17 protein-coding genes, 1 tRNA gene and 1 other RNA gene are annotated in these 18,149 nt (G+C 65.6%); 10 read left to right on the top strand and 9 right to left on the bottom strand.

Annotated elements, in window-relative coordinates; translation table 11 throughout:
- Positions 1-295 precede the first annotated feature (295 nt).
- Genes AB0366_RS08055 through AB0366_RS08040 form a run of 4 tightly spaced genes read right to left on the bottom strand, consistent with a single transcriptional unit; the run spans position 296 to position 4,144 of the window.
- Positions 296-1,330, bottom strand: a complete 1,035-nt coding sequence (locus AB0366_RS08055; protein ID WP_366243391.1) for an ABC transporter ATP-binding protein — start codon at positions 1,328-1,330, stop codon at positions 296-298.
- On the bottom strand, positions 1,327-2,100 hold the full coding sequence (locus AB0366_RS08050) for an ABC transporter permease subunit (RefSeq protein ID WP_366243390.1): 774 nt from the start codon (positions 2,098-2,100) through the stop codon (positions 1,327-1,329). Before AB0366_RS08050 ends, AB0366_RS08055 begins: the two co-directional genes overlap by 4 nt.
- A complete protein-coding gene (locus AB0366_RS08045; protein WP_366243389.1) occupies positions 2,097-2,936 on the bottom strand; it encodes an ABC transporter permease subunit in 840 nt (279 codons plus the stop codon). The genes AB0366_RS08050 and AB0366_RS08045 overlap by 4 nt, the downstream gene beginning before the upstream one ends.
- Positions 2,933-4,144: an ABC transporter substrate-binding protein gene (locus AB0366_RS08040; RefSeq protein WP_366243388.1), complete on the bottom strand. Its 1,212-nt coding sequence runs from the start codon at positions 4,142-4,144 to the stop codon at positions 2,933-2,935. Before AB0366_RS08040 ends, AB0366_RS08045 begins: the two co-directional genes overlap by 4 nt.
- A 170-nt stretch (positions 4,145-4,314) precedes the next feature.
- Between AB0366_RS08040 and AB0366_RS08035 the strand changes: the two genes are divergently transcribed.
- Together AB0366_RS08035 and AB0366_RS08030 are read left to right on the top strand one after the other, a co-directional pair.
- Positions 4,315-4,983, top strand: a complete 669-nt coding sequence (locus AB0366_RS08035; RefSeq protein ID WP_366243387.1) for a TVP38/TMEM64 family protein — start codon at positions 4,315-4,317, stop codon at positions 4,981-4,983.
- Positions 4,980-5,591: a CDP-alcohol phosphatidyltransferase family protein gene (locus tag AB0366_RS08030; RefSeq protein ID WP_366243386.1), complete on the top strand. Its 612-nt coding sequence runs from the start codon at positions 4,980-4,982 to the stop codon at positions 5,589-5,591. Before AB0366_RS08035 ends, AB0366_RS08030 begins: the two co-directional genes overlap by 4 nt.
- On the opposite strand, the gene AB0366_RS08025 is transcribed toward AB0366_RS08030, so the two are convergent.
- Positions 5,563-6,999, bottom strand: coding sequence for an FAD-dependent oxidoreductase (locus tag AB0366_RS08025; protein WP_366243385.1), 1,437 nt, complete (start codon positions 6,997-6,999; stop codon positions 5,563-5,565). The genes AB0366_RS08030 and AB0366_RS08025 overlap by 29 nt on opposite strands.
- 63 nt (positions 7,000-7,062) lie before the next feature.
- On the opposite strand from AB0366_RS08025, the gene AB0366_RS08020 reads away from it, so the two are divergent.
- Both AB0366_RS08020 and AB0366_RS08015 read left to right on the top strand, forming a co-directional pair.
- On the top strand, positions 7,063-7,710 hold the full coding sequence (locus tag AB0366_RS08020; protein WP_366243384.1) for a class I SAM-dependent methyltransferase: 648 nt from the start codon (positions 7,063-7,065) through the stop codon (positions 7,708-7,710).
- A 164-nt stretch (positions 7,711-7,874) separates the two neighbouring features.
- Positions 7,875-8,492: a dihydrofolate reductase family protein gene (locus tag AB0366_RS08015; protein ID WP_366243383.1), complete on the top strand. Its 618-nt coding sequence runs from the start codon at positions 7,875-7,877 to the stop codon at positions 8,490-8,492.
- A 12-nt stretch (positions 8,493-8,504) separates the two neighbouring features.
- On the opposite strand, the gene AB0366_RS08010 is transcribed toward AB0366_RS08015, so the two are convergent.
- Complete coding sequence (locus tag AB0366_RS08010) at positions 8,505-9,227, bottom strand: hypothetical protein (RefSeq protein ID WP_366243382.1); 723 nt, start codon at positions 9,225-9,227, stop codon at positions 8,505-8,507.
- Positions 9,228-9,264: 37 nt separating this feature from the next.
- Positions 9,265-10,173, bottom strand: coding sequence for a LysR family transcriptional regulator (locus AB0366_RS08005; protein WP_366243381.1), 909 nt, complete (start codon positions 10,171-10,173; stop codon positions 9,265-9,267).
- Positions 10,174-10,310: 137 nt separating this feature from the next.
- Here AB0366_RS08005 and AB0366_RS08000 point away from each other — a divergent pair, with 137 nt between their 5' ends.
- Positions 10,311-11,726 (top strand): MFS transporter, encoded by a 1,416-nt coding sequence (locus AB0366_RS08000; protein ID WP_366243380.1) that lies wholly within the window; start codon positions 10,311-10,313, stop codon positions 11,724-11,726.
- Entirely contained in the window at positions 11,723-12,469 is a 747-nt protein-coding gene (locus AB0366_RS07995; RefSeq protein ID WP_366243379.1) for a 3-hydroxybutyrate dehydrogenase, read from the top strand. The genes AB0366_RS08000 and AB0366_RS07995 overlap by 4 nt, the downstream gene beginning before the upstream one ends.
- A 249-nt stretch (positions 12,470-12,718) precedes the next feature.
- On the opposite strand, the gene AB0366_RS07990 is transcribed toward AB0366_RS07995, so the two are convergent.
- A tRNA-Ser gene (locus AB0366_RS07990) sits at positions 12,719-12,806 on the bottom strand.
- 95 nt (positions 12,807-12,901) lie between these two features.
- Here AB0366_RS07990 and ffs point away from each other — a divergent pair.
- Both ffs and AB0366_RS07980 read left to right on the top strand, forming a co-directional pair.
- An RNA gene (gene ffs / locus AB0366_RS07985) (signal recognition particle sRNA small type) lies at positions 12,902-12,996 on the top strand.
- A gap of 53 nt (positions 12,997-13,049) precedes the next feature.
- Positions 13,050-14,336, top strand: a complete 1,287-nt coding sequence (locus AB0366_RS07980; RefSeq protein ID WP_366243378.1) for an aminotransferase class I/II-fold pyridoxal phosphate-dependent enzyme — start codon at positions 13,050-13,052, stop codon at positions 14,334-14,336.
- A 63-nt stretch (positions 14,337-14,399) separates the two neighbouring features.
- On the opposite strand, the gene AB0366_RS07975 is transcribed toward AB0366_RS07980, so the two are convergent.
- Positions 14,400-15,914: an MFS transporter gene (locus AB0366_RS07975; RefSeq protein ID WP_366243377.1), complete on the bottom strand. Its 1,515-nt coding sequence runs from the start codon at positions 15,912-15,914 to the stop codon at positions 14,400-14,402.
- Between the two features lie 103 nt (positions 15,915-16,017).
- Here AB0366_RS07975 and AB0366_RS07970 point away from each other — a divergent pair, with 103 nt between their 5' ends.
- Both AB0366_RS07970 and AB0366_RS07965 read left to right on the top strand, forming a co-directional pair.
- Complete coding sequence (locus tag AB0366_RS07970; protein ID WP_366243376.1) at positions 16,018-16,689, top strand: TetR/AcrR family transcriptional regulator; 672 nt, start codon at positions 16,018-16,020, stop codon at positions 16,687-16,689.
- Positions 16,690-16,874: 185 nt separating this feature from the next.
- Positions 16,875-18,125, top strand: coding sequence for a lipase family protein (locus AB0366_RS07965; protein ID WP_366243819.1), 1,251 nt, complete (start codon positions 16,875-16,877; stop codon positions 18,123-18,125).
- The last annotated feature ends 24 nt before the right edge of the window (positions 18,126-18,149 follow it).

The raw sequence follows: 18,149 nt of genomic DNA, 5'->3' as shown, positions 1-18,149 counted from the left end.
GTGCCGGCAAGCACCTGCAAATACTCTGGTGGCGTACGAGGAAATGCGTCGTCGTAGTACGACAGGCGAGTCGACCACACGACATCACCGTTTGAGAGGCAATCTCGCGGTCGGGGTTCACAACGGCGTCGAGATGGAGCAATGGCAGTACGAAGTCACAGCCGGCGGACGGATCTGGTACTTGGTCGATACCGAACTCCGCACGCTGTGGCTCAAATATGCAAGCACCAGGCATCCCAAACCGACCGAGTGAGGTTGCCGTAGCAAATGCCCGTCGACCATTCTCGACCGTCGGTCAGCCTGCAACAACGAACCTTGCCCCACCCGGAATCTCCAACCCCACTGCATCCCCGATCCGCACCGTAGCTCCCGCCGCTAACTCCACCTTTACGGTTGCCGAGCCCACGGTCACATCGGCGATGCTGCGAAATCCGGTCGGACGCAGATCCGAAACGACTCCACGAATCCCGTTGTCATCCAAAGTAATCAGCTCATGTCGCAGCAGCAACACGGCCGGCCCTGCCTGAAGCCCTGCAACCCCTTCGACCTCCAACTCCCCGAGCTCGGAGCGATGCACCCCAACGCCGTCCCACTGACCCTCGATTTCGTTCATCCCGCCCATCAGTCGCGAGACCGCCAATGTGCTCGGACGCGTGTAGGCCCTCGCGATATCGGAGTGATGTTCGAGCCGACCGTCGATGAGCACCGCCACCGAATCGGCCAGCACCGCCGATTCCTGCTGATCGTGGGTGACGAGCAGCAGAGTTTGATCCAATGTCGAGCGCAATTCGCGGACCAGATCGTGCATCTCGGTGCGCAACACCGGGTCCAGAGCGCTGAAGGGCTCGTCCAACAACAACACTCGCGGGGACCCCGCGAGTGAGCGCGCCAACGCCACCCGCTGCGCTTGCCCGCCCGACACCTCGGACACCGCACGATCTCCGATGTCACCCAGATGCACCAGATCGAGGTACTCCCGGGCACGTTCGCGCGACCGCTTGCGACTGTCCCCGGCAGCGCGGTAGGCGAAACCGATGTTGTCGAGTACCGACATGTGCGGGAACAACATCGGACGCTGGAACACCATCCCCACCCCGCGGTTCTCGGCGGCAACAGCGTTCACCTCGCGGCCGTCGATGCGCACCGTGCCGGCACTGGGTGAATCCAGTCCCGCGATGAGGCGCAGTGCAGTGCTCTTACCCGAACCCGACGGCCCGAGAATCGCAGTACAGGACCCCGGCGGCACGGTGAGATCCAGCGAATCCAGCGCCGCAACCGATTGACCGGCATGCACTTTGGTGAGCCCGTGAACGGACAATTCGACGCTCATCGTGCACTCCTACGACGCAACCGGGCCAGCATGAGCACCAACAACAACGGCGGCACGACGGCGGCGACCGACAGTGCGGCCACCACCGAATCGTTGCCGGTCCCGGCGGCGAACGAGGCGACGAGAATGGGCACGGTGACCAGTCTGCCCCCACCGATCAGCAAGGTGATCACGTAGTCGCTCCACGCGACGAGGAAGGCGAGCAACGCCGCACCCGCCAACGCCGGAGCCAACATTGGAATGCGAATTCGCCGCAGAATCAGGGCGGGCGACGCACCGAGGGTGCGCGCTTCTTCCTCGTAGCCGATTTCGTACGCGCCGAACGCCACTCGCATCAGGAACGTCGTGTACGGAATGGCCGCAACGGTCAGCAACGCGATCACCGCCACCGTGCTCGGAATGCGTGAGCGCAGCACCAGGACATCGAGTCCCAATGCCACGGCAAACGGGGGCAGGGCCAGCGGAGCGAAGAGAATCCCGGCCACGAGAGCGGGAAAGCGCACCGTACCGTTCACCAGGGCGCGAGCGGCCAACGCACCCAATGGCGTTGCGATAGCTGCGACTGCAAGAGCGAGAAGGGTCGACCGCACGAATGCATCGACGCCCCCTGCATCGAGGGCGCTGCGGACGCCGTCGAATCCCCATTCCTGGGGAACCGAGCCGGGAAACGACCAGCGATTGCTGATGGCCCACAGGACAATCGGAACCAGGGGCAGCAGGAACCACAGGATCAACACGAAGCGGCCGACGGACGGGAAAACCCTGTTCATTTCCACGCTGCCGATCTGCGCAGATAGTGCAGTGCCACCGCGGCCACGACCACCGTCAGCGCAGTGGCGATCGTCGCGGCGGCGGCTGCCTGCGGACGCGTCTGGAGATCGATCGAGGTGAACAGGCGAATTGCCATCACCGACAACGGTTCCGGATAGGGTCGCCCCAGAATGCGGGCCACCTCGTAGGAGCCGACGGTATAGGCGAACGCGATGGCACTCGACGCGATCAGCGCGGGGCGCGCCAACGGCAGAGTGACCAGCCGCAGCCGAGCCCACCGCCCGGCACCGAGGGTCGCGGCCGTTTCGTCGTATGCGGCTACGCGGGTGGCCAGCGTCCCGGCCACGACGACCGCCACGAAAGCCGATTCCTTCCAGGCATATTCGGCGACGACAGCGATCCACCACTTCCCACCGACCAACTCCGGCCAACCGCCGTCGGTCATGCCGAGAATGCGGGGGAGCATGCCCGAGTCCGCCAGCAACAACGCCATCGCCGCGGCGCCGATCAGGTGCGGCACCGTCACCGTCACCCCGGCAGCGACGAGGGCAGCGCGACCGCCCGAGAGCGCGGTCAGCGCCGCGGCCAGCCCGATCACCGCGGCCAGAGCCGTCGAGACCACGGCGATCGACAGCGTCAGCGCCACCGAACGCCACAGATCACCGCCCAGAGCGGAGTACGCGTCCACCGACAGCTCAGGCGTTCCCACCAGCGGCATCAGTCCCAGGCTCTGCAACACGACGGTCCCGAGGCCGCCGCCGACGACGAGCACGACCAACACGACGGCAGGGAGCACCGCCAGCGAGCCGCGCCAGCTCTTCGTGGGCGTGCTCACTGACCGGCGAGCACGCTTCGTCGCCAACCCTCGTCGAGAGGGGACACCCAGTCCGCCGACAGCTCGGGATGCGCGTTCTCCGAAAGATCCTCGTAGGACGGAAGAACCGTCGAACTCGGCAGGGACTCGAACTGCGTACGCGTCTCCGGCGTCAACCGGTCGAAGTCGAGCACGGTGAACTGGCCCCACACGTCCGGCGTCGATTTGGCGAGTTGCTGCTCCGGCGAGAGTGCGAGGTTCGCGACCACCTGCGCCGCCGCCGACTTCCCCGACGTCGACGGGATGGCCAGGAAACTTGCATTCCCGACGGTTCCCTCGTCGAGAGTCAGGACTCGGGTCTCCGGGGGATAGGTGCCGTCGGCGACGAGTTGGGGGAGGGTCGCGGGGCCGTACGTCATGGTCATGTCCACCTGACCGCCGGCGTAGAGGGCGTCGAGCTCGGAAGAGGACTGCGGATACGTCGATCCTTCACGCCACAGTGAGGGTGCGAGCTCGTTCAATCGGTCGAACAACGCCGGAGCGAGGCGATCGTAGGAGTCCTGATCGAACTGCGCCGGAACCTCGTCGACGCCACCGGAGACGTTCACCAGCGCTTCACGCACGAACACCGAGCCGGTGAAGTCCGGGGGAGCGGGGTAGGTGAAGCGGCCCGGGTTCGCGCGGGCCCAGTCGAGTACGCCGTCGAACGTCGTCGGCGGATCCGGAATCGCTGCCGCATTGTAGACCAAGGTGAATTGCGCTTTGTGCCAGGGTGATTCGCAATTCTCGACCGGGGTGCCGAAGTCGTCGAGCAGCAGGGGATCCTCGGGATCGGTGAATTCCATGTTCGGCAGATTCTGCGTCCAACCGCACAGCCACGCGCCCGCCTGCTTGCCGGTGCCGAAGTTCGCGCCGTTGACCCACACCAGGTCCACCTCGCCGTCGGTCACACCGGCCTGCCGCTCGGACAGGATGCGGTTGACGGCATCAGTGGTCGATTCCACCGGCACGCGTCGCAGCGTGACGCCTTCCTCGGCGGCCGCTGGCGTGAGCACGTCGTCGACGTACGCATTGCCCTGCTCGTCCCCGCCGTACATCCACAGCGAGACGGTCTGTCCTTGCGCCTGCTGTTCGATCTCGCTCCACGGCAAGGCGTCGGCGATGGGGGCTTCGGAGTCCGGGGCCGCGCAGGAGGTCAGCAGTAATCCCGCGCTCGCTGCGATCGTCACCGCGCACCGTACGGAGCGAAACTTCAACGGAGGGCCTCCTGGTTCACGGGAACAGACGAACGACGCTGCGCTCACCACCGTAATCGGTCGAATGAGACAACCGCTGAACACGCGGACAGACCGATCGTGTGCACAATGGATCGTGAACCGCCGGACGAGAGGCCCACACCGTGACGCAGGACCGCCCGACGCGTAGTCGTCGCGGCACCACCCTGAAATTGCTCGGGGCCGCCGCCGCCGTCATCGCCGTGGTGATCGTGCTCGGCACCGTCGATCTACCCGATCCGGCGTTCATCCGTGATCGGGTGGCGTCGGCCGGGGTCTGGGGCATCGCACTGTTCGTCGTTCTCTATGCCGTCCTGTCGGCCACCCCGTTCCCCGCCAGCACGCTGACCATCGCGTCGGGATTGCTGTTCGGGCTCGCGGTGGGCGCGATCGTCGTGGTGTTCGCCGCCACGGCCGGGGCGTATCTGGGGTACTGGGGAGCGCGGTCTCTGGGACGCGGCAAGGTGGCCCGCACCGAATGGGAGAGGCTCCGCAGGCTCGACGCCATGCTCGGGCGTCGGGGATTGATGTCGGTGCTGCTCGTGCGACTGGTGCCGTTGCCGTTCTCCTTGGTCAACTACGCGGCCGGCGTCAGTGCGGTGGGACAACGGGACTACGTGGTGGGAACCATGGTCGGGATCGTGCCCGCGACCGTCGCCTACACCGCGCTCGGGGCCTACGGGACCTCGCCGCTGTCGTGGCCGTTCGCCATCGCGCTGCTCGCGGTGCTGGCGATCGCGGTCGGTTCGGCGCTGCTGGCCCGACGTCTTGGGCTCACCGGAGCGAATCCGTGATCGACAACGTGCTGCGCCGACACCTCGAGGCCCCACTCGATCGCTGCGCCCGCGCCCTGGACCGTCCGGCGATCACCCCGGACCGCATCACCGCAGCCGGACTGGTGCTCGGTCTCGGCAGTGCACTGGCGGCCGGGCTGCAGTTCTGGTGGCTCGCGTTGGTGTTGTGGATCGTCTCCCGCATCGCCGACGGCCTGGACGGGCCTCTCGCACGTAGGCGTTCCAGTACGGGCGGTGCCGGCGGATTCTTCGACATCACAGCCGATTTCGTGGTCTACGGAACCACGGTGGTGGGTGTTGCGGTAGGTGCGTCCGCCGGATACGACGCCCCCTGGTGGCCGTTCCTGCTGGTGTTGTTGGCCTACTACATCAACGGAACCGCGTTTCTGGCGTTCTCCTCGATTGCCGAACGCAACGGCCGCACCATCGACGACGGCCGCTCGCTGTCGTTCCTCGGGGGCTTGGCCGAGGGTGCGGAAACGATTGCGGTGCATTGCCTCTGGCTACTGTTGCCAGGTATCTCGTGGCAGATCGCGGTGGTCTGGGCGGCGGTGGTCGCGGTGAGCTCCGGTCAGCGGATCATTGCCGGTTATCGCGCTCTTTCCTGATCCATAGGCTCCTGCCCTTCGCCAGTGCGGCCGTTGCTCGGGAGATCACCGGAGAACTCAGCTGCGCTTTGACGTCCGCGATCGCCGCGTTCCACGGCCCGTCGTTGTATGTCGGATAGGGATGGGTGGCGCTGGCGAGGTCGCGGGTCCGCAGACCCTGCTCGATGGCGGTGATCAGCTCCCCGATCGTCTCGCCTGCCCTCGGTCCCACCACGCAGGCCCCGACGATGCGACGCTTGGCGTCGAGCACCAGTGTCGTCGATCCGTTTGTTGCCCCCTCGGTGACGGCGCGGTCGACGTGGCGGTGGTCCAGGGTCTGCAGCCGTAATCCGCGACTGCGGGCGGTCCGCACATCGACTCCGGCCGAGGCGATCTCGGGATCGGTGAACGTCACCCGCGGGGTTCCCGTCGTACTCACCGTTCGGTTCAGGCCCAGTGCCGCGTTGCTCGAGGCCAGGCTGCCGTGCACGCCTGCTGTGTGCGTGAACTGCGGATGACCGGTGAGATCACCCGCGGCCCAGATGTGGGGGTTGGTGGTCCGCAGATGCTCATCGACGCGCACGAAACCGTTGTCGTCCAACGACACTCCGGCCGAATCCAACCCGAGCGACGCAGTCCGCGGAGTTCGTCCGGTGGCGATCAGAACCCGGTCGAAGGCGAGCTCGACGCCCGTGTCGGTGATCGCCGAGCCGTCGTCGATGCGTACGACGGCGGTGGAGGTCAGCACCCGCACGCCCTCGTCGGTCAAGCCCTGCGTCAGGATCGACGAGGCCTCGGGGTGCTCGCGGGGAAGGATCGTCGCCGACCGCCCGACGAGTGTGACCTCAGACCCGAGCCGCGAGAATGCTTGCGCCATTTCGCATCCCACCGACCCGGCCCCGACGATCAGCAGCCGCTCCGGTAGCGCCGTCAGATCCCACAGGGTGTCGCTGGTCAGGTAGTCCACCGCGTCGATGCCGTCGACCGCCGGCACCGTGGGACGCGCGCCGGTGGTGACGATCGCCTGACCGAATTCGAGCGTCCGCGCGCCGACGGCCACGGTGTTCGGCCCGGTGAAAACAGCGTCGCCGCTGATCACGTGGACCCCGGCAGCGGTGAGTGCCTCGGGCGAATCGATCGGTGCGATCTGGGCAATCGCGCTGTGCACGTGCTGCATGACTCGCGCGAAATCCACGCGCGGCGGCTCGGTGTCGATGCCGAAGCGGGACGCGGTTCGGACGGTCGCCGCCACCGAGGCGGCGGCCAGGAGCGCCTTCGACGGCACGCATCCCGTCCACAGGCAGTCGCCGCCGGTTCGTTCCCGCTCGATCAGCACCACTAGTACACCGAAGCTCGCCGCGGTCTTCGCTGCCACGATGCCGGCGGTGCCGCCGCCCACCACGACCACGTCGGCGCGATTGTCGGGCACACTCGAAGACGAACGACGCATTCCCATACCTCCCACTATGCCCGCGCCCTGGAGAGACCCGAGATGAAACGACCGACAAAGTACACGGCATCGGCGCGCCTGTACGACGTGATTTCCTTCGAATGGCCGGTGTATCGCGCCGGACGAGGGGCGGCGTTCGAGCTACTGAATCTGCCTGTAGGAAGCCATGTTCTGGACCTCGGCTGCGGGACGGGTCTGAACTTCGCGGGGTTGCAGCGGATGATCGGACCCACCGGCTCGATCACCGGAATCGACGCCAGTTCGCAGATGCTCGAACAGGCCCGACGGCGAGCAGACCGGGCCGGCTGGGACAACGTCACCCTCGTCGCCGCCGACGCCACCGCCCTGACGTCGGCGGATCTGGGCGAGACCCCGTTCGATGCGGCACTGAGTACCTACGCGCTCTCGTTGATGACGCCGTGGCAGGCGGCCCTTGAGTCCATGATCTCGGCTACGCGAGTGGGCGGCGTCGTTGTCGTCGTCGACATGCAGCGGCCCTACGGGCGCGCGGCGGTGTGGACCCCACTGGCGAAGCTCGCGTGCCGTCTCGGCGGAGCGGACATCGAGGCTCACCCGTGGACCGCGATGACACCACCACTCGAGCCGCTACACGCCGCCTCGGTGCGCGGCGGCCACATCCAGGTACGCGTGGGGACCGTCGGCTTTCGGCCGGCAGCGCCGAATTCCTAAACCACGCTCTCCTCCGTTACGACCAGGCGACGCTTCCCGGTGAGTTTCCGCTCTGACCGAGGTCCGTACCGCCGTAAGCGCTCTGTCGTACCGCACGAACACCGTCGGTCCCGGCAGCCGCACCGGCTTCCTCGCACAGAGCATCCATCGAACCAGGAGCAATCATGGGCCTCATCACGCTGGAGCTTTTCGCCACCCTCGACCTCGTCGCGCAATCACCCGGAAGCCCAGAGGAAGACCCCGAGAACTTCCCCTACGGTGGTTGGCAGGCTCCCCTGCTCGGCCAGGTCTCCGGAGCGCAAGTTGCCGCCGCATACGAAGGCACCGATGCGCTCCTGCTCGGACGGCGCACCTACGACATCTTCGCCGCACATTGGCCGAACCGAAACGATTCGTTCGCAACGTTGTTCAACGCAATACCCAAATACGTCGCCTCTCGCGGCACACCCGATCTGCTGTGGGACGGTTCGACCCAACTCGGACCGGACCTGGCCGGTGCGGTGCGCGAGATCCGAGATCGACACGACCACATCAAGGTGGTCGGAAGCCTCGATCTGGTTCAGACTCTGTTGCGGGAGAAGCTCTTCGATCGACTCGACCTGTGGGTGCATCCCATCCTTCTCGGAGCGGGAAAGAAGGTGTTTGCCGACGGCACCGTGCCCAGCAACCTGACGTTGCTCGCGCCACCGGCCGTCGGCGACGCAGGCACCGTGTACCTGCGCTACGCCCTCGACGCCGGAACGCCGGAGGTCGGCAACATGGACGACGTGCAGGGCGACTGATCCGGCCTGAAATCACTTCTTCTGTCGTCGGCTACCGCCGTGCCAGTCCTGCTGCACGCCCGCTTCGTCTTCCTGCACGCCCAAGGCCCTCAACTGAGGAAGCTCACGCAGACTGCGCTTCATCTCGGCGAAGCCGGGGAAGCGAGCGAGTCCGATCACGTTGTCCCACAGAGCTACTGCCTCTTCGTCGCTGGGTAGACGGCTGATCACCGGCCCGAAGAAGGCGACGCCGTTCGGCGGCTCGAAGGCAATGATCGGTGTGCCGACGTCCTTGCCGGTCAGCGACAGTGCGTGATCGGTTTCGGCTCGGATCTCCTCGTCGAATGACGAATCATCCAGTGCTGCAGTGTGATGGGTGGGCAGACCGAGTTCTTCGAGGATCGGCCCGAGGAATGCCGCGGTGCCGCGGTGGCCGTGGCTCGCAGCGTCGTCGGGGACCACCTCGGTGTCGAAGATGTGCGTGCCGAGGGCCTCGTACAGCGGCCCGATCGCGGCCGACCCGTGCTCACGGCGAACGTCGGCAGCGGCCCGCAACAGTCGCAGACCCGCGGTGTGCCCGGCCTCGTATTCAGGCGGGAAATGCGCGTCGTAATCGATGTGGGAGTTGAGCAGTCGCAGTGAGATGAACCGCCAGTCGACGCTGTAGTCGCGCTGGGCCTGGACCTTGCGAACCCATTTGCTGGTCATCCAGGCGAACGGGCACACCGGATCGAAATAGAAGTCGATATCGGCCATCGGGGACTCTCCTTGTGGGGCGTAGGTTCCGTACGATTCAGTGTTCACCCAGCAGAGCCGAGCGCTGCTCCGTGACCACGGCCCGAATCGCGTCGACCACCGCCGACACCTCCGGCCGTCGCAGAGTTTCGCTTCGGGTGACGAGCCAGTAGGTCAGTTTCACCGCGATCGCGTCGGGCAGGATTCGTCGTAGGTCGGGATGGCGGTCGGCCATGAAGCACGGCAGCAGCCCGATACCCGCGGACGCTCGGGTGGCCTCGACGTGCACGAACACGTTGGTGGAGGTGACGGATTCGCGCATCGTCGGGGTGAAGTTGGGGGCCAGATCGAGATCGTCGACGTGCAGCATCGAGTCGATGAAGTAGATGAACGGGTGAGCGGCGAGGTCGGCCGGGATCTGCGGCGTTCCGTGCTCGTCCAGGTAGGTCTCCGATGCATACAGGCCGAGCCGGTAGTCCCCGAGCCGGATCGCCTCGGCGCGGTGCACCTGCGGTTGGCCGACGACGATCTCGATGTCCAAGCCCGATCGCTGCTGCGACGCACGCCGGGTGACGGCGACGATCTCCACCGACACCCGAGGATGCGTTCGCTGCACCCGCGCCGCTGCCGGGGCGGCGATGTAGGCACTGAAGCCGTCGGTGGCCGAAATGCGCACCACACCCTCCAACGCACCGGCGTCGGTCGAGACCAGCGTGCGTAGCGCATCCTCGACGGCCTCGGCAGCGGTCAATGCGCCGCGGCCCAGTTGCGTGAGCTCCCAGCCTCCGCCTGCTCGGGTCAGCACTCGCCCGCCGAGCGTGTCCTCGAGCGCGGCGATGCGTCGGGAAATGGTCGTGTGGTTGATGCCCAGGTCGTCGGCCGCAGAACTGTAGCGACCCGTTCGGCTCACAGCGAGGAGCACCAGTAGGTCGTCTGCACTGGGGATCTTCGCGCCACCGAGCGTCATATCTGCAGTTTTGCAGATCCGACCTGCGTTCATGGCTCTTGCGCCGACAAACATCTGCACCAATACTCAGAGCGGCCCGCCAATGTGTGGTCTGTCACAAACAAGAACCTGAAGTGCCGAGTAACACAGGAGAGTCAATGAGCGTCGATCAGCCGCTGGCAGGACGGTCCGAACCGGACCCCGATGCCACCCCCGCAGGCCTCAAGAAGGTAGTCGGGGCATCGATGGCAGGCACCATCGTCGAGTGGTACGAGTTCTTCCTCTACGGAACCGCCGCGACCCTGGTGTTCAGCAAGATCTTCTTCGCCGCCGGAACCAGCGAGCTCGACGCCATCCTCGCGGCCTTCGTCACCTACGCCGTCGGTTTCGTCGCACGGCCGTTGGGCGGCATCGTCTTCGGGCACTACGGCGACAAGTACGGCCGAAAGAAGTTGCTGCAGTTCAGCCTCGTCCTCGTCGGTGGAGCCACGTTTCTCATGGGCTGCCTGCCGACCTTCGAGGCGATCGGCTACTGGGCACCGGCACTACTGGTGACCCTGCGATTCATCCAGGGCTTCGCCGTCGGCGGCGAATGGGGTGGCGCGGTTCTCCTTGTCGCAGAACACAGCCCGAACAAGTCTCGCGGATTCTGGGCCAGCTGGCCGCAGGCAGGCGTGCCCGCAGGCAACCTGCTCGCCACCGTCGCGCTGCTGGTTTTGACGTCGACACTGTCGGACGAAGACTTCCTGAGTTGGGGTTGGCGTATCGCGTTCTGGCTCTCTGCCGTCATCGTTTTCGTCGGCTACTACATCCGCACCAAGGTCTCCGACGCCCCGATCTTCCTCGAGGCACACAAGCAGGCCGAGGTCATCAAGGCCGCGTCGTACGGCGTCTTCGAGGTCGTCAAGCGTTACCCGCGGGGCGTCTTCACCGCGATGGGACTGCGCTTCGGTGAGAACGTCATGTACTACCTCGTGGTCACCTTCTCGATCACGTACCTCTCGGTGGAAGTGGGAACCGACACCTCCACGATCCTGTGGTGGATGCTCATCGCCCACGCGATCCACTTCTGCACAATTCCGTTGGTGGGCAAGCTCGCCGACCGCGTCGGCCGTCGCCCGGTCTACTTCGCCGGTGCCGTCACCGCGGCCACCTGGGGCTTCTTCGCCTTCCCGATGATGAACAGCGGGCACAACGTCGTCATCATGCTGGCCATCATCATCGGCCTGATGTTCCACGCCTTCATGTACGCCACGCAGCCGGCCATCATGGCCGAGATGTTCCCGACGCGGATGCGCTACTCCGGTGTGTCCCTCGGCTACCAGGTCACCTCGATCGTCGCCGGTTCACTGGCCCCGATCATCGCGGTGAAGCTGCTCGACGTCTACGGCTCGTCCGTCCCGATCGCGGTGTACTTGGCCGTGGCCTGCGCGATCACCGTCGTTGCCGTCGTCGTCGCCAGGGAGACAAAGGGATTGGCACTCGAGAGCATCGACATCGCCGACGCCAAGAACCTGGCCACCGAAGCCGAGTTGGCCAAGGCCGGTCTGCTCGATCAGAATTCACAGCGGTGACCGATCTCGACGGACGCTCCGCCCTCGTCACCGGGGGAGCGTCCGGTATCGGGGCCGCGTGTGCACGCGAGCTCGCCGACCGAGGTGCACGCGTCACCGTCGCCGATGTGAACGACGTTGCCGCAAAGGAATTGGCGTCGGAGATCGGCGGTGAGGTCTGGTCGGTGGATCTGCTCGACACCACCGCGCTGGACGACCTTCGCCTGGACGTCGACATCCTCGTCAACAATGCGGGCATCCAGACAGTGGCACCGATCGTCGACTTCGACCCGGGCGCGTTCCGCAGGATTCAGACGCTGATGGTCGAGGCTCCGTTCCTGTTGATTCGTGCGGCGCTGCCTGGGATGTATACCCGCCGGTTCGGCCGGGTCATCAATCTGTCTTCGGTGCACGGGCTACGCGCGTCGGAATTCAAGGTCGCCTACGTCACCGCGAAGCATGCGCTGGAAGGACTGTCGAAAGTGACAGCCCTCGAAGGTGCAGCCCACGGTGTGACGAGTAACTGCGTCAACCCGGGATACGTCCGAACGCCACTGGTCGAAAAACAGATCGCAGACCAAGCCAAGGCGCACGACATCCCCGAGGACGAGGTACTCGAGAAAGTTCTGCTGACCGAGGCCGCCATCAAGAGACTCGTCGAACCGGCCGAAGTCGCCTCACTGGTGGGCTGGTTGACCTCCGAGAACGCAGGCATGGTCACCGGAGCGTCGTACACGATGGACGGTGGTTGGTCGGCTCGATAGATTCGGTGCCGCCCGTTCCGCGTCAATGGACCACTGCACACGTCTGGGCGCGTCAATGTGACATCGACGCAGAATCGTGAACTGCGTGAATAGACCACTGCATACGTCTGAGCGCGTCAATGTGACATCGACGCGGACTGGGGCCGGCGATCGGGCCGGCGGACTGGGGGCGGGCGATCGGGCCGGCGGGCGGGTGAACAACCTCCTCGAACAGCAAGAAGCCCCCGTGACATGTCACGGGGGCTTCTCTGGCGGAGGATAGGGGATTTGAACCCCTGAGGGCGTTAACCCAACCCGCGTTCCAGGCGAGCGCCATAGGCCACTAGGCGAATCCTCCGTGGGGAAGCTTACCCGGTTACCCCCACCATCTCCCAAATCGGGAGGCGCGAAGGGTGGTGATGTGTTGCCCGACGGGAGGCGGCTACACTTTCCAATGGATCCCGCGCGGCGCGCATCCTGTGAACTCCCCCAGGGCCGGAAGGCAGCAAGGGTCAATGGGCTCTGCCGGGTGCGCGGGGTCCCCTTTATTCAGTGACATCAACACTGTCCGGGGAACCCAGTCACCGAGAGGCCGCTCCGCATGTCAGCGCAAACCCAGTTGGGTCTGATGAACCATGAGGAGCTTGCCTCCGAGCACGAGCGGCAGAGCGCGAAGTACACGCAGCTCAAGACCGAGAATCTGAAGCTGGATCTGACGCGCGGCAAGCCGTCACCCGAGCAGCTCGATCTCGCTGCCGACCTGTTGACGCTCCCGGGCGCGGATTACAAGGACGGCAACGGCACCGATTGCCGCAACTACGGCGGCCTTGCGGGCCTGCCGGAACTGCGTGCCATCTTCGGTGAACTGCTCGGCATCCCGGTGAAGAATCTGCTGGCCGGGAACAATGCCAGCCTCGAAATCATGCAGGACTTGGTCGTCTGGGCGCTGCTGCACGGTCTGCCCGACTCGCCGCGAGCCTGGTCGGCCGAGCCGAACGTGCGCTTCCTGTGCCCGGCCCCCGGCTACGACCGGCATTTCGCGATCACCGAGAGCTTCGGCATCGAGATGATCCCCGTTCCCGTGGGACCTGACGGCCCCGACGTGCACGAGATCGCCAACCTGGTGGCGTCGGATCCGCAGATCAAGGGCATGTGGGTGGTGCCGAACTACGCGAACCCCACCGGTGCCGTGTACTCGGAGGACGTGGTTCGCGCGCTGGCCACCATGCCCACGGCCGCACCCGACTTCCGACTGTTCTGGGACAACGCCTACGCGGTGCATCCACTGACCGAGGAATTCGCGCCGTCGTACGACGTGTTGGGCATGGCCGCCGAGGCCGGGTTCCCCAACCGCCCGTTCGTGTTCGCGTCGACCTCGAAGATCACGTTCGCCGGGGCAGGCGTCAGCTTCTTCGGCGGTTCCGAGGAGAACCTCGCCTGGTACCAGAAGCACTTCGGCAAGAAGAGCATCGGACCGGACAAGCTGAACCAGCTGCGGCACCTGCGTTTCTTCGGTGACGCCGCCGGGGTGCGGGCCCACATGGCCAAGCACCGCGAGATCCTGGCACCCAAGTTCGCCCTGGTGCAGCAGATTCTCGAAGACCGGCTCGGTGCGTCGAAGATCGCGTCGTGGACCGAACCGAAGGGCGGCTACTTCATCAGCCTCGACGTGCTCGAGGGCACGGCCGCACGGTCGATCGCGCTGGCCAAGGACGCCGGAATCGCTCTGACGGCCGCCGGCTCGGCCTTCCCGTACGGAAAAGATCCGGAAGACAAGAACATTCGCCTCGCCCCGAGCTTCCCTTCGCTCGGTGAGCTGGAGAAGTCGATGGACGGCGTCGCGACCTGCGTGTTTCTGGCCGCGACCGAGAAGCTGCTCGAAAGCTGAACCCTTGTGAGCGGAACCTCGTAGCAGGCTACGAAGTTCCGCTCACATGCGGCGCAGCCGCTCTCAGTGCCCGACGACAACCGCACCTTCGGGAGCCGAAGGCAACGGTCCGTTCTTCAGGAGCACGGCCGAGAGCACTGCGCCGAGCAGGAAGATTCCCGACGCCCACCAGAACGTGGTGGTGTAGCTGGCGATCTCCGCGTTGGCCTGCAGCAAGGCCGCGTCGGTTGCCGTCGCCAGGTTGGAGCTGACGTAGCCCGTCGCCGCGTTGGCGGCCACGGTGCTCAGCAGCGCGGTTCCGATCGAGCCGCCGACCTGCTGCATCGTGTTCACCGTTGCCGATGCGACGCCGGAGTCGTCCCGGTCGACGCCCGAGATCGCGCCCTGCATCGCCGGGGCCATGGTGGCACCGAGTCCGAGGCCCATGATGACCAGGCCGGGCAGGATGTGCGTGACGTAGCTGCTGTCGATGGAGATCTGCGTCAGCAGCGCCATGCCGATCGAAGCGACGACCAGGCCGGTCGTCATCAGAATGCGCGGTCCGAAGCGGGGGAGGATCAGCGCCGTCGACAGCGTCGCGGTGAGGATCAGTGAAGCGATCATCGGCATGAACGCGAACCCGGTGGTGATGGGTGTGTATTTCAGCGTGTTCTGCAGGTAGTAGGTCAGGAACAGGAACACCGCGAACATGCCTGCTCCGGTGACGAACACGGCCAGGAACGATCCTGCACGGGTGCGGTCGAGAACGATCCGCAGCGGCAGCAACGGGTGCTCGACGCGCATCTGGATGGTCACGAACACTGCGAGCAGAACGACACCTGCGGCGAGGAAACCGAGGGTGACTGCGTTGCTCCAGCCGTCGGACTCGGCGTGTGCGAAGCCGTAGACGATGGAGAACAGGGCAGCCGATACTGCCAGGGTGCCGGGGATGTCGAGCTTGGGCCGGACGTCCACCTTGTGCTTGGCCAGGAACAGGAATCCGCCGACGAAGGCGATCGCCGCGAAGATCAGGTTGACGTAGAGGCTCCAGCGCCAGTTCGCCCATTCGGTGAGCACGCCGCCGAGAAGCAGGCCGAGTGCACCGCCGCCGCCTGCGATGGCACCGAAGATGCCGAATGCCTTGGCACGTTCCTTGGTGTCGGTGAAGGTGGTGGCCAGGAGCGAGAGGGCCGCGGGAGCGAGCAGTGCGCCGAACAGGCCTTGACCGGCTCGGGCAGCGACGAGCATGCCGAAGTTGACGGCCGCGCCGCCGACCGCCGACATCAGCGCGAAGCCGACGAGACCGATGAGGAAGGTGTTGCGGCGACCGAAGAGGTCGCTGAGCCGCCCGCCGAGCAGCAGCAGGCTGCCGAACGCGAGGGCGTAGGCGGTGACGATCCAGGAGCGGTTGGCATTGTCGAAGCCCAGGTCGAGCTGGGCTGCGGGCAGCGCGATGTTCACGATGGTCGCGTCGAGCACGACCATGAGCTGGGCCAGTCCGAGCGTGGCGAGAATCAGCCAGCGATTCCGATGCGCACGTTCGTCCGCCGGCGTGGTCGACGTCGCGTCGCCCACGTTCTCCGATGAAAGGGTGGTCATGAGTCCTCGGTTCGACTATGCGGAGGTGTATCCTCCGGTTGTAGAACAAGGTAGCAGCGAAGTGGAGGAATGTCCTCCGCTTATCGGGTGAAACGGACATCGAATGAGTGTGAGAGCCGACACATCGGCAGCGAAGCCCCTCCGTGCGGACGCCGAGCGCAACCGTCGACGCATCGTCGACGCGGCCCGCGAGCTGTTCGCCTCACGGGGCATCGACATCACGCTCGACGACGTCGCTGCGCACGCCAAGGTGGGCGTCGGAACCGTCTATCGCCGCTTCTCGTGCAAGGAAGAGCTGATCGACGGCGTGTTCGAGCAGCGTCTCGTGGACATGCTCGAGAACGCCGAGCGTGCACTCGCGGCCGAGGATCCGTGGGACGGGCTGGTGCAGTTCCTCGGCGATGTGTGCGCGGGAATGGCACTCGATCGGGGACTCGGAGACGTCGTTCTCGGGTCCGATCAGGGCTGCCACGGAATTGCACAGGTGCGTCAGCGGATAGATCCGTTCTTCGCGAAGATCGTCGAGCGGACCCGGGCGTCCGGCCAGCTACGGCCCGACATCGAGGTCAACGACTTCTATCCGATACTCGGCATGATCGGTGCCGCTGTCGAGTTCTCCACCTCCGTCGATGCGCAGAACTGGCGTCGCTACTTCACCGTGCTGCTCGACGGTCTCCGCGGGGACGGAGTCCCTCTCGCCGAGCTGCCGGGCCGACCCTTCACCGACGCCGAGGTCGACGTGGCCAAAGCGGCGCTGCACCGTCGCCGCCGCTGAGCGAACAGGGTCCACGTCACGAAACCCTTTGCGTTGTGCGATCGATCACGTAGGGTCCCTAACGGAATTGAGTGCTACCCGATGTATCGCGTACTCGGGAGCTGGGGATCGACGTTGGGGGATTCGAGTTGCGTTCGACACGTGTCATTTTTTCGGCAGTGGCGGTATCCGCAGTGCTCATCGGTATGGCCAATCCGATCGCATCTGCAGCCCCGGGCTCTGGATCGTCGACGGGTTCGACCGTCGAATCGGACTTCTACGTACCGCCGAGCCCGCTGCCCGCAGGCGTCCCGGGTGACGTCATCCGGTCCGAGCCGTCGCACCTCGCTCTGTCGGTCCCCGGGGTCGGTGGCCCTCTGCCGGGTGCCGCAACGCGAATCATGTACCGCAGCAACGATTCCAACGGCGAAGCCAATGCCGTCACGGGAACCTACATCGATCCTGCCGCACCGTGGACCGGGCCCGGCCCGCGTCCGCTCGTCGTCCTCGCCCCGGGAACCCAGGGCCAGGGCGATCAGTGCGCGCCGTCGAAGATGCTGAACAACGTCATCACCTACACCCCGCCGCTCGGCTTCATGGTCGAGTACGAGGTGCTCGCGGCATACGCCCTGCTCTCGCAGGGATACGGCGTCGTCATCACCGACTACGAGGGCCTCGGTACCCCCGGTGCGCACACCTACGTCAACCGCGCATCGGAAGCTCACGCTGTGCTCGACGCGGCCCGCGCAGCGCAGAACCTGCAGGGCACCAAGATCTCCGCGGACGGTCCGGTCGCGGCGTACGGCTACTCGCAGGGCGGTGGAGCAGCGGCTGCTGCTGCGGAACTCGCGGAGGAGTACGCACCGGAGATGAATCTGGTCGGCACCTACGCGGGCGCCCCACCTGCCGATCTGAAGCAGACCCTCGAGCAGGTCGACGGCACCATTCTCACCGGCGTGATCGGCTACACCCTGAACGGTCTGCTCAACTCCGATCCCGATCTCCAGCCGCTGCTCGACGAGAACATCAACGACGCAGGCAAGGCCATGCTGAACCTGGTGGCTAACCAGTGTGTGGGAGAAACGATTCTGAACGTCGGGCTGCACCGGACGAACGAATACACCAAGACCGGTGAGCCGCTCTCGGTGGTACTCGACAGGCTGCCGAGGGCTCAGGAGATCCTGGCCAAGAACAAGATCGGCCAGCGCACGCCCAACGCTCCGGTGCTTATCCAGTCGGGCACCTCCGACGACATCGTGCCTCACGGACAGGCCGTCGGTCTGGCCGGTGACTGGTGCGGCAAGGGTGCCACCGTGCAGCTGAGCGCCGCGCAGATTCCGGCCATCGTCCCGGGTTCCGGTGCCGGACATCTGATTCCGGACATCCTCGGACTCGGTGAGGCGCAGAACTGGATCAAGGACCGCTTCTACGGAGTGCCCGCACCGTCCAACTGCTGAATCGGCAACACCTCGATCGTGTAC

Origin of the sequence: Rhodococcus sp. NPDC076796 (assembly GCF_040702765.1) — a bacterium.
Lineage (GTDB): Bacteria > Actinomycetota > Actinomycetes > Mycobacteriales > Mycobacteriaceae > Rhodococcoides.
Note: the sequence above shows the minus strand (reverse complement) of the source record. Positions and strands in the feature narration are given on the sequence as shown.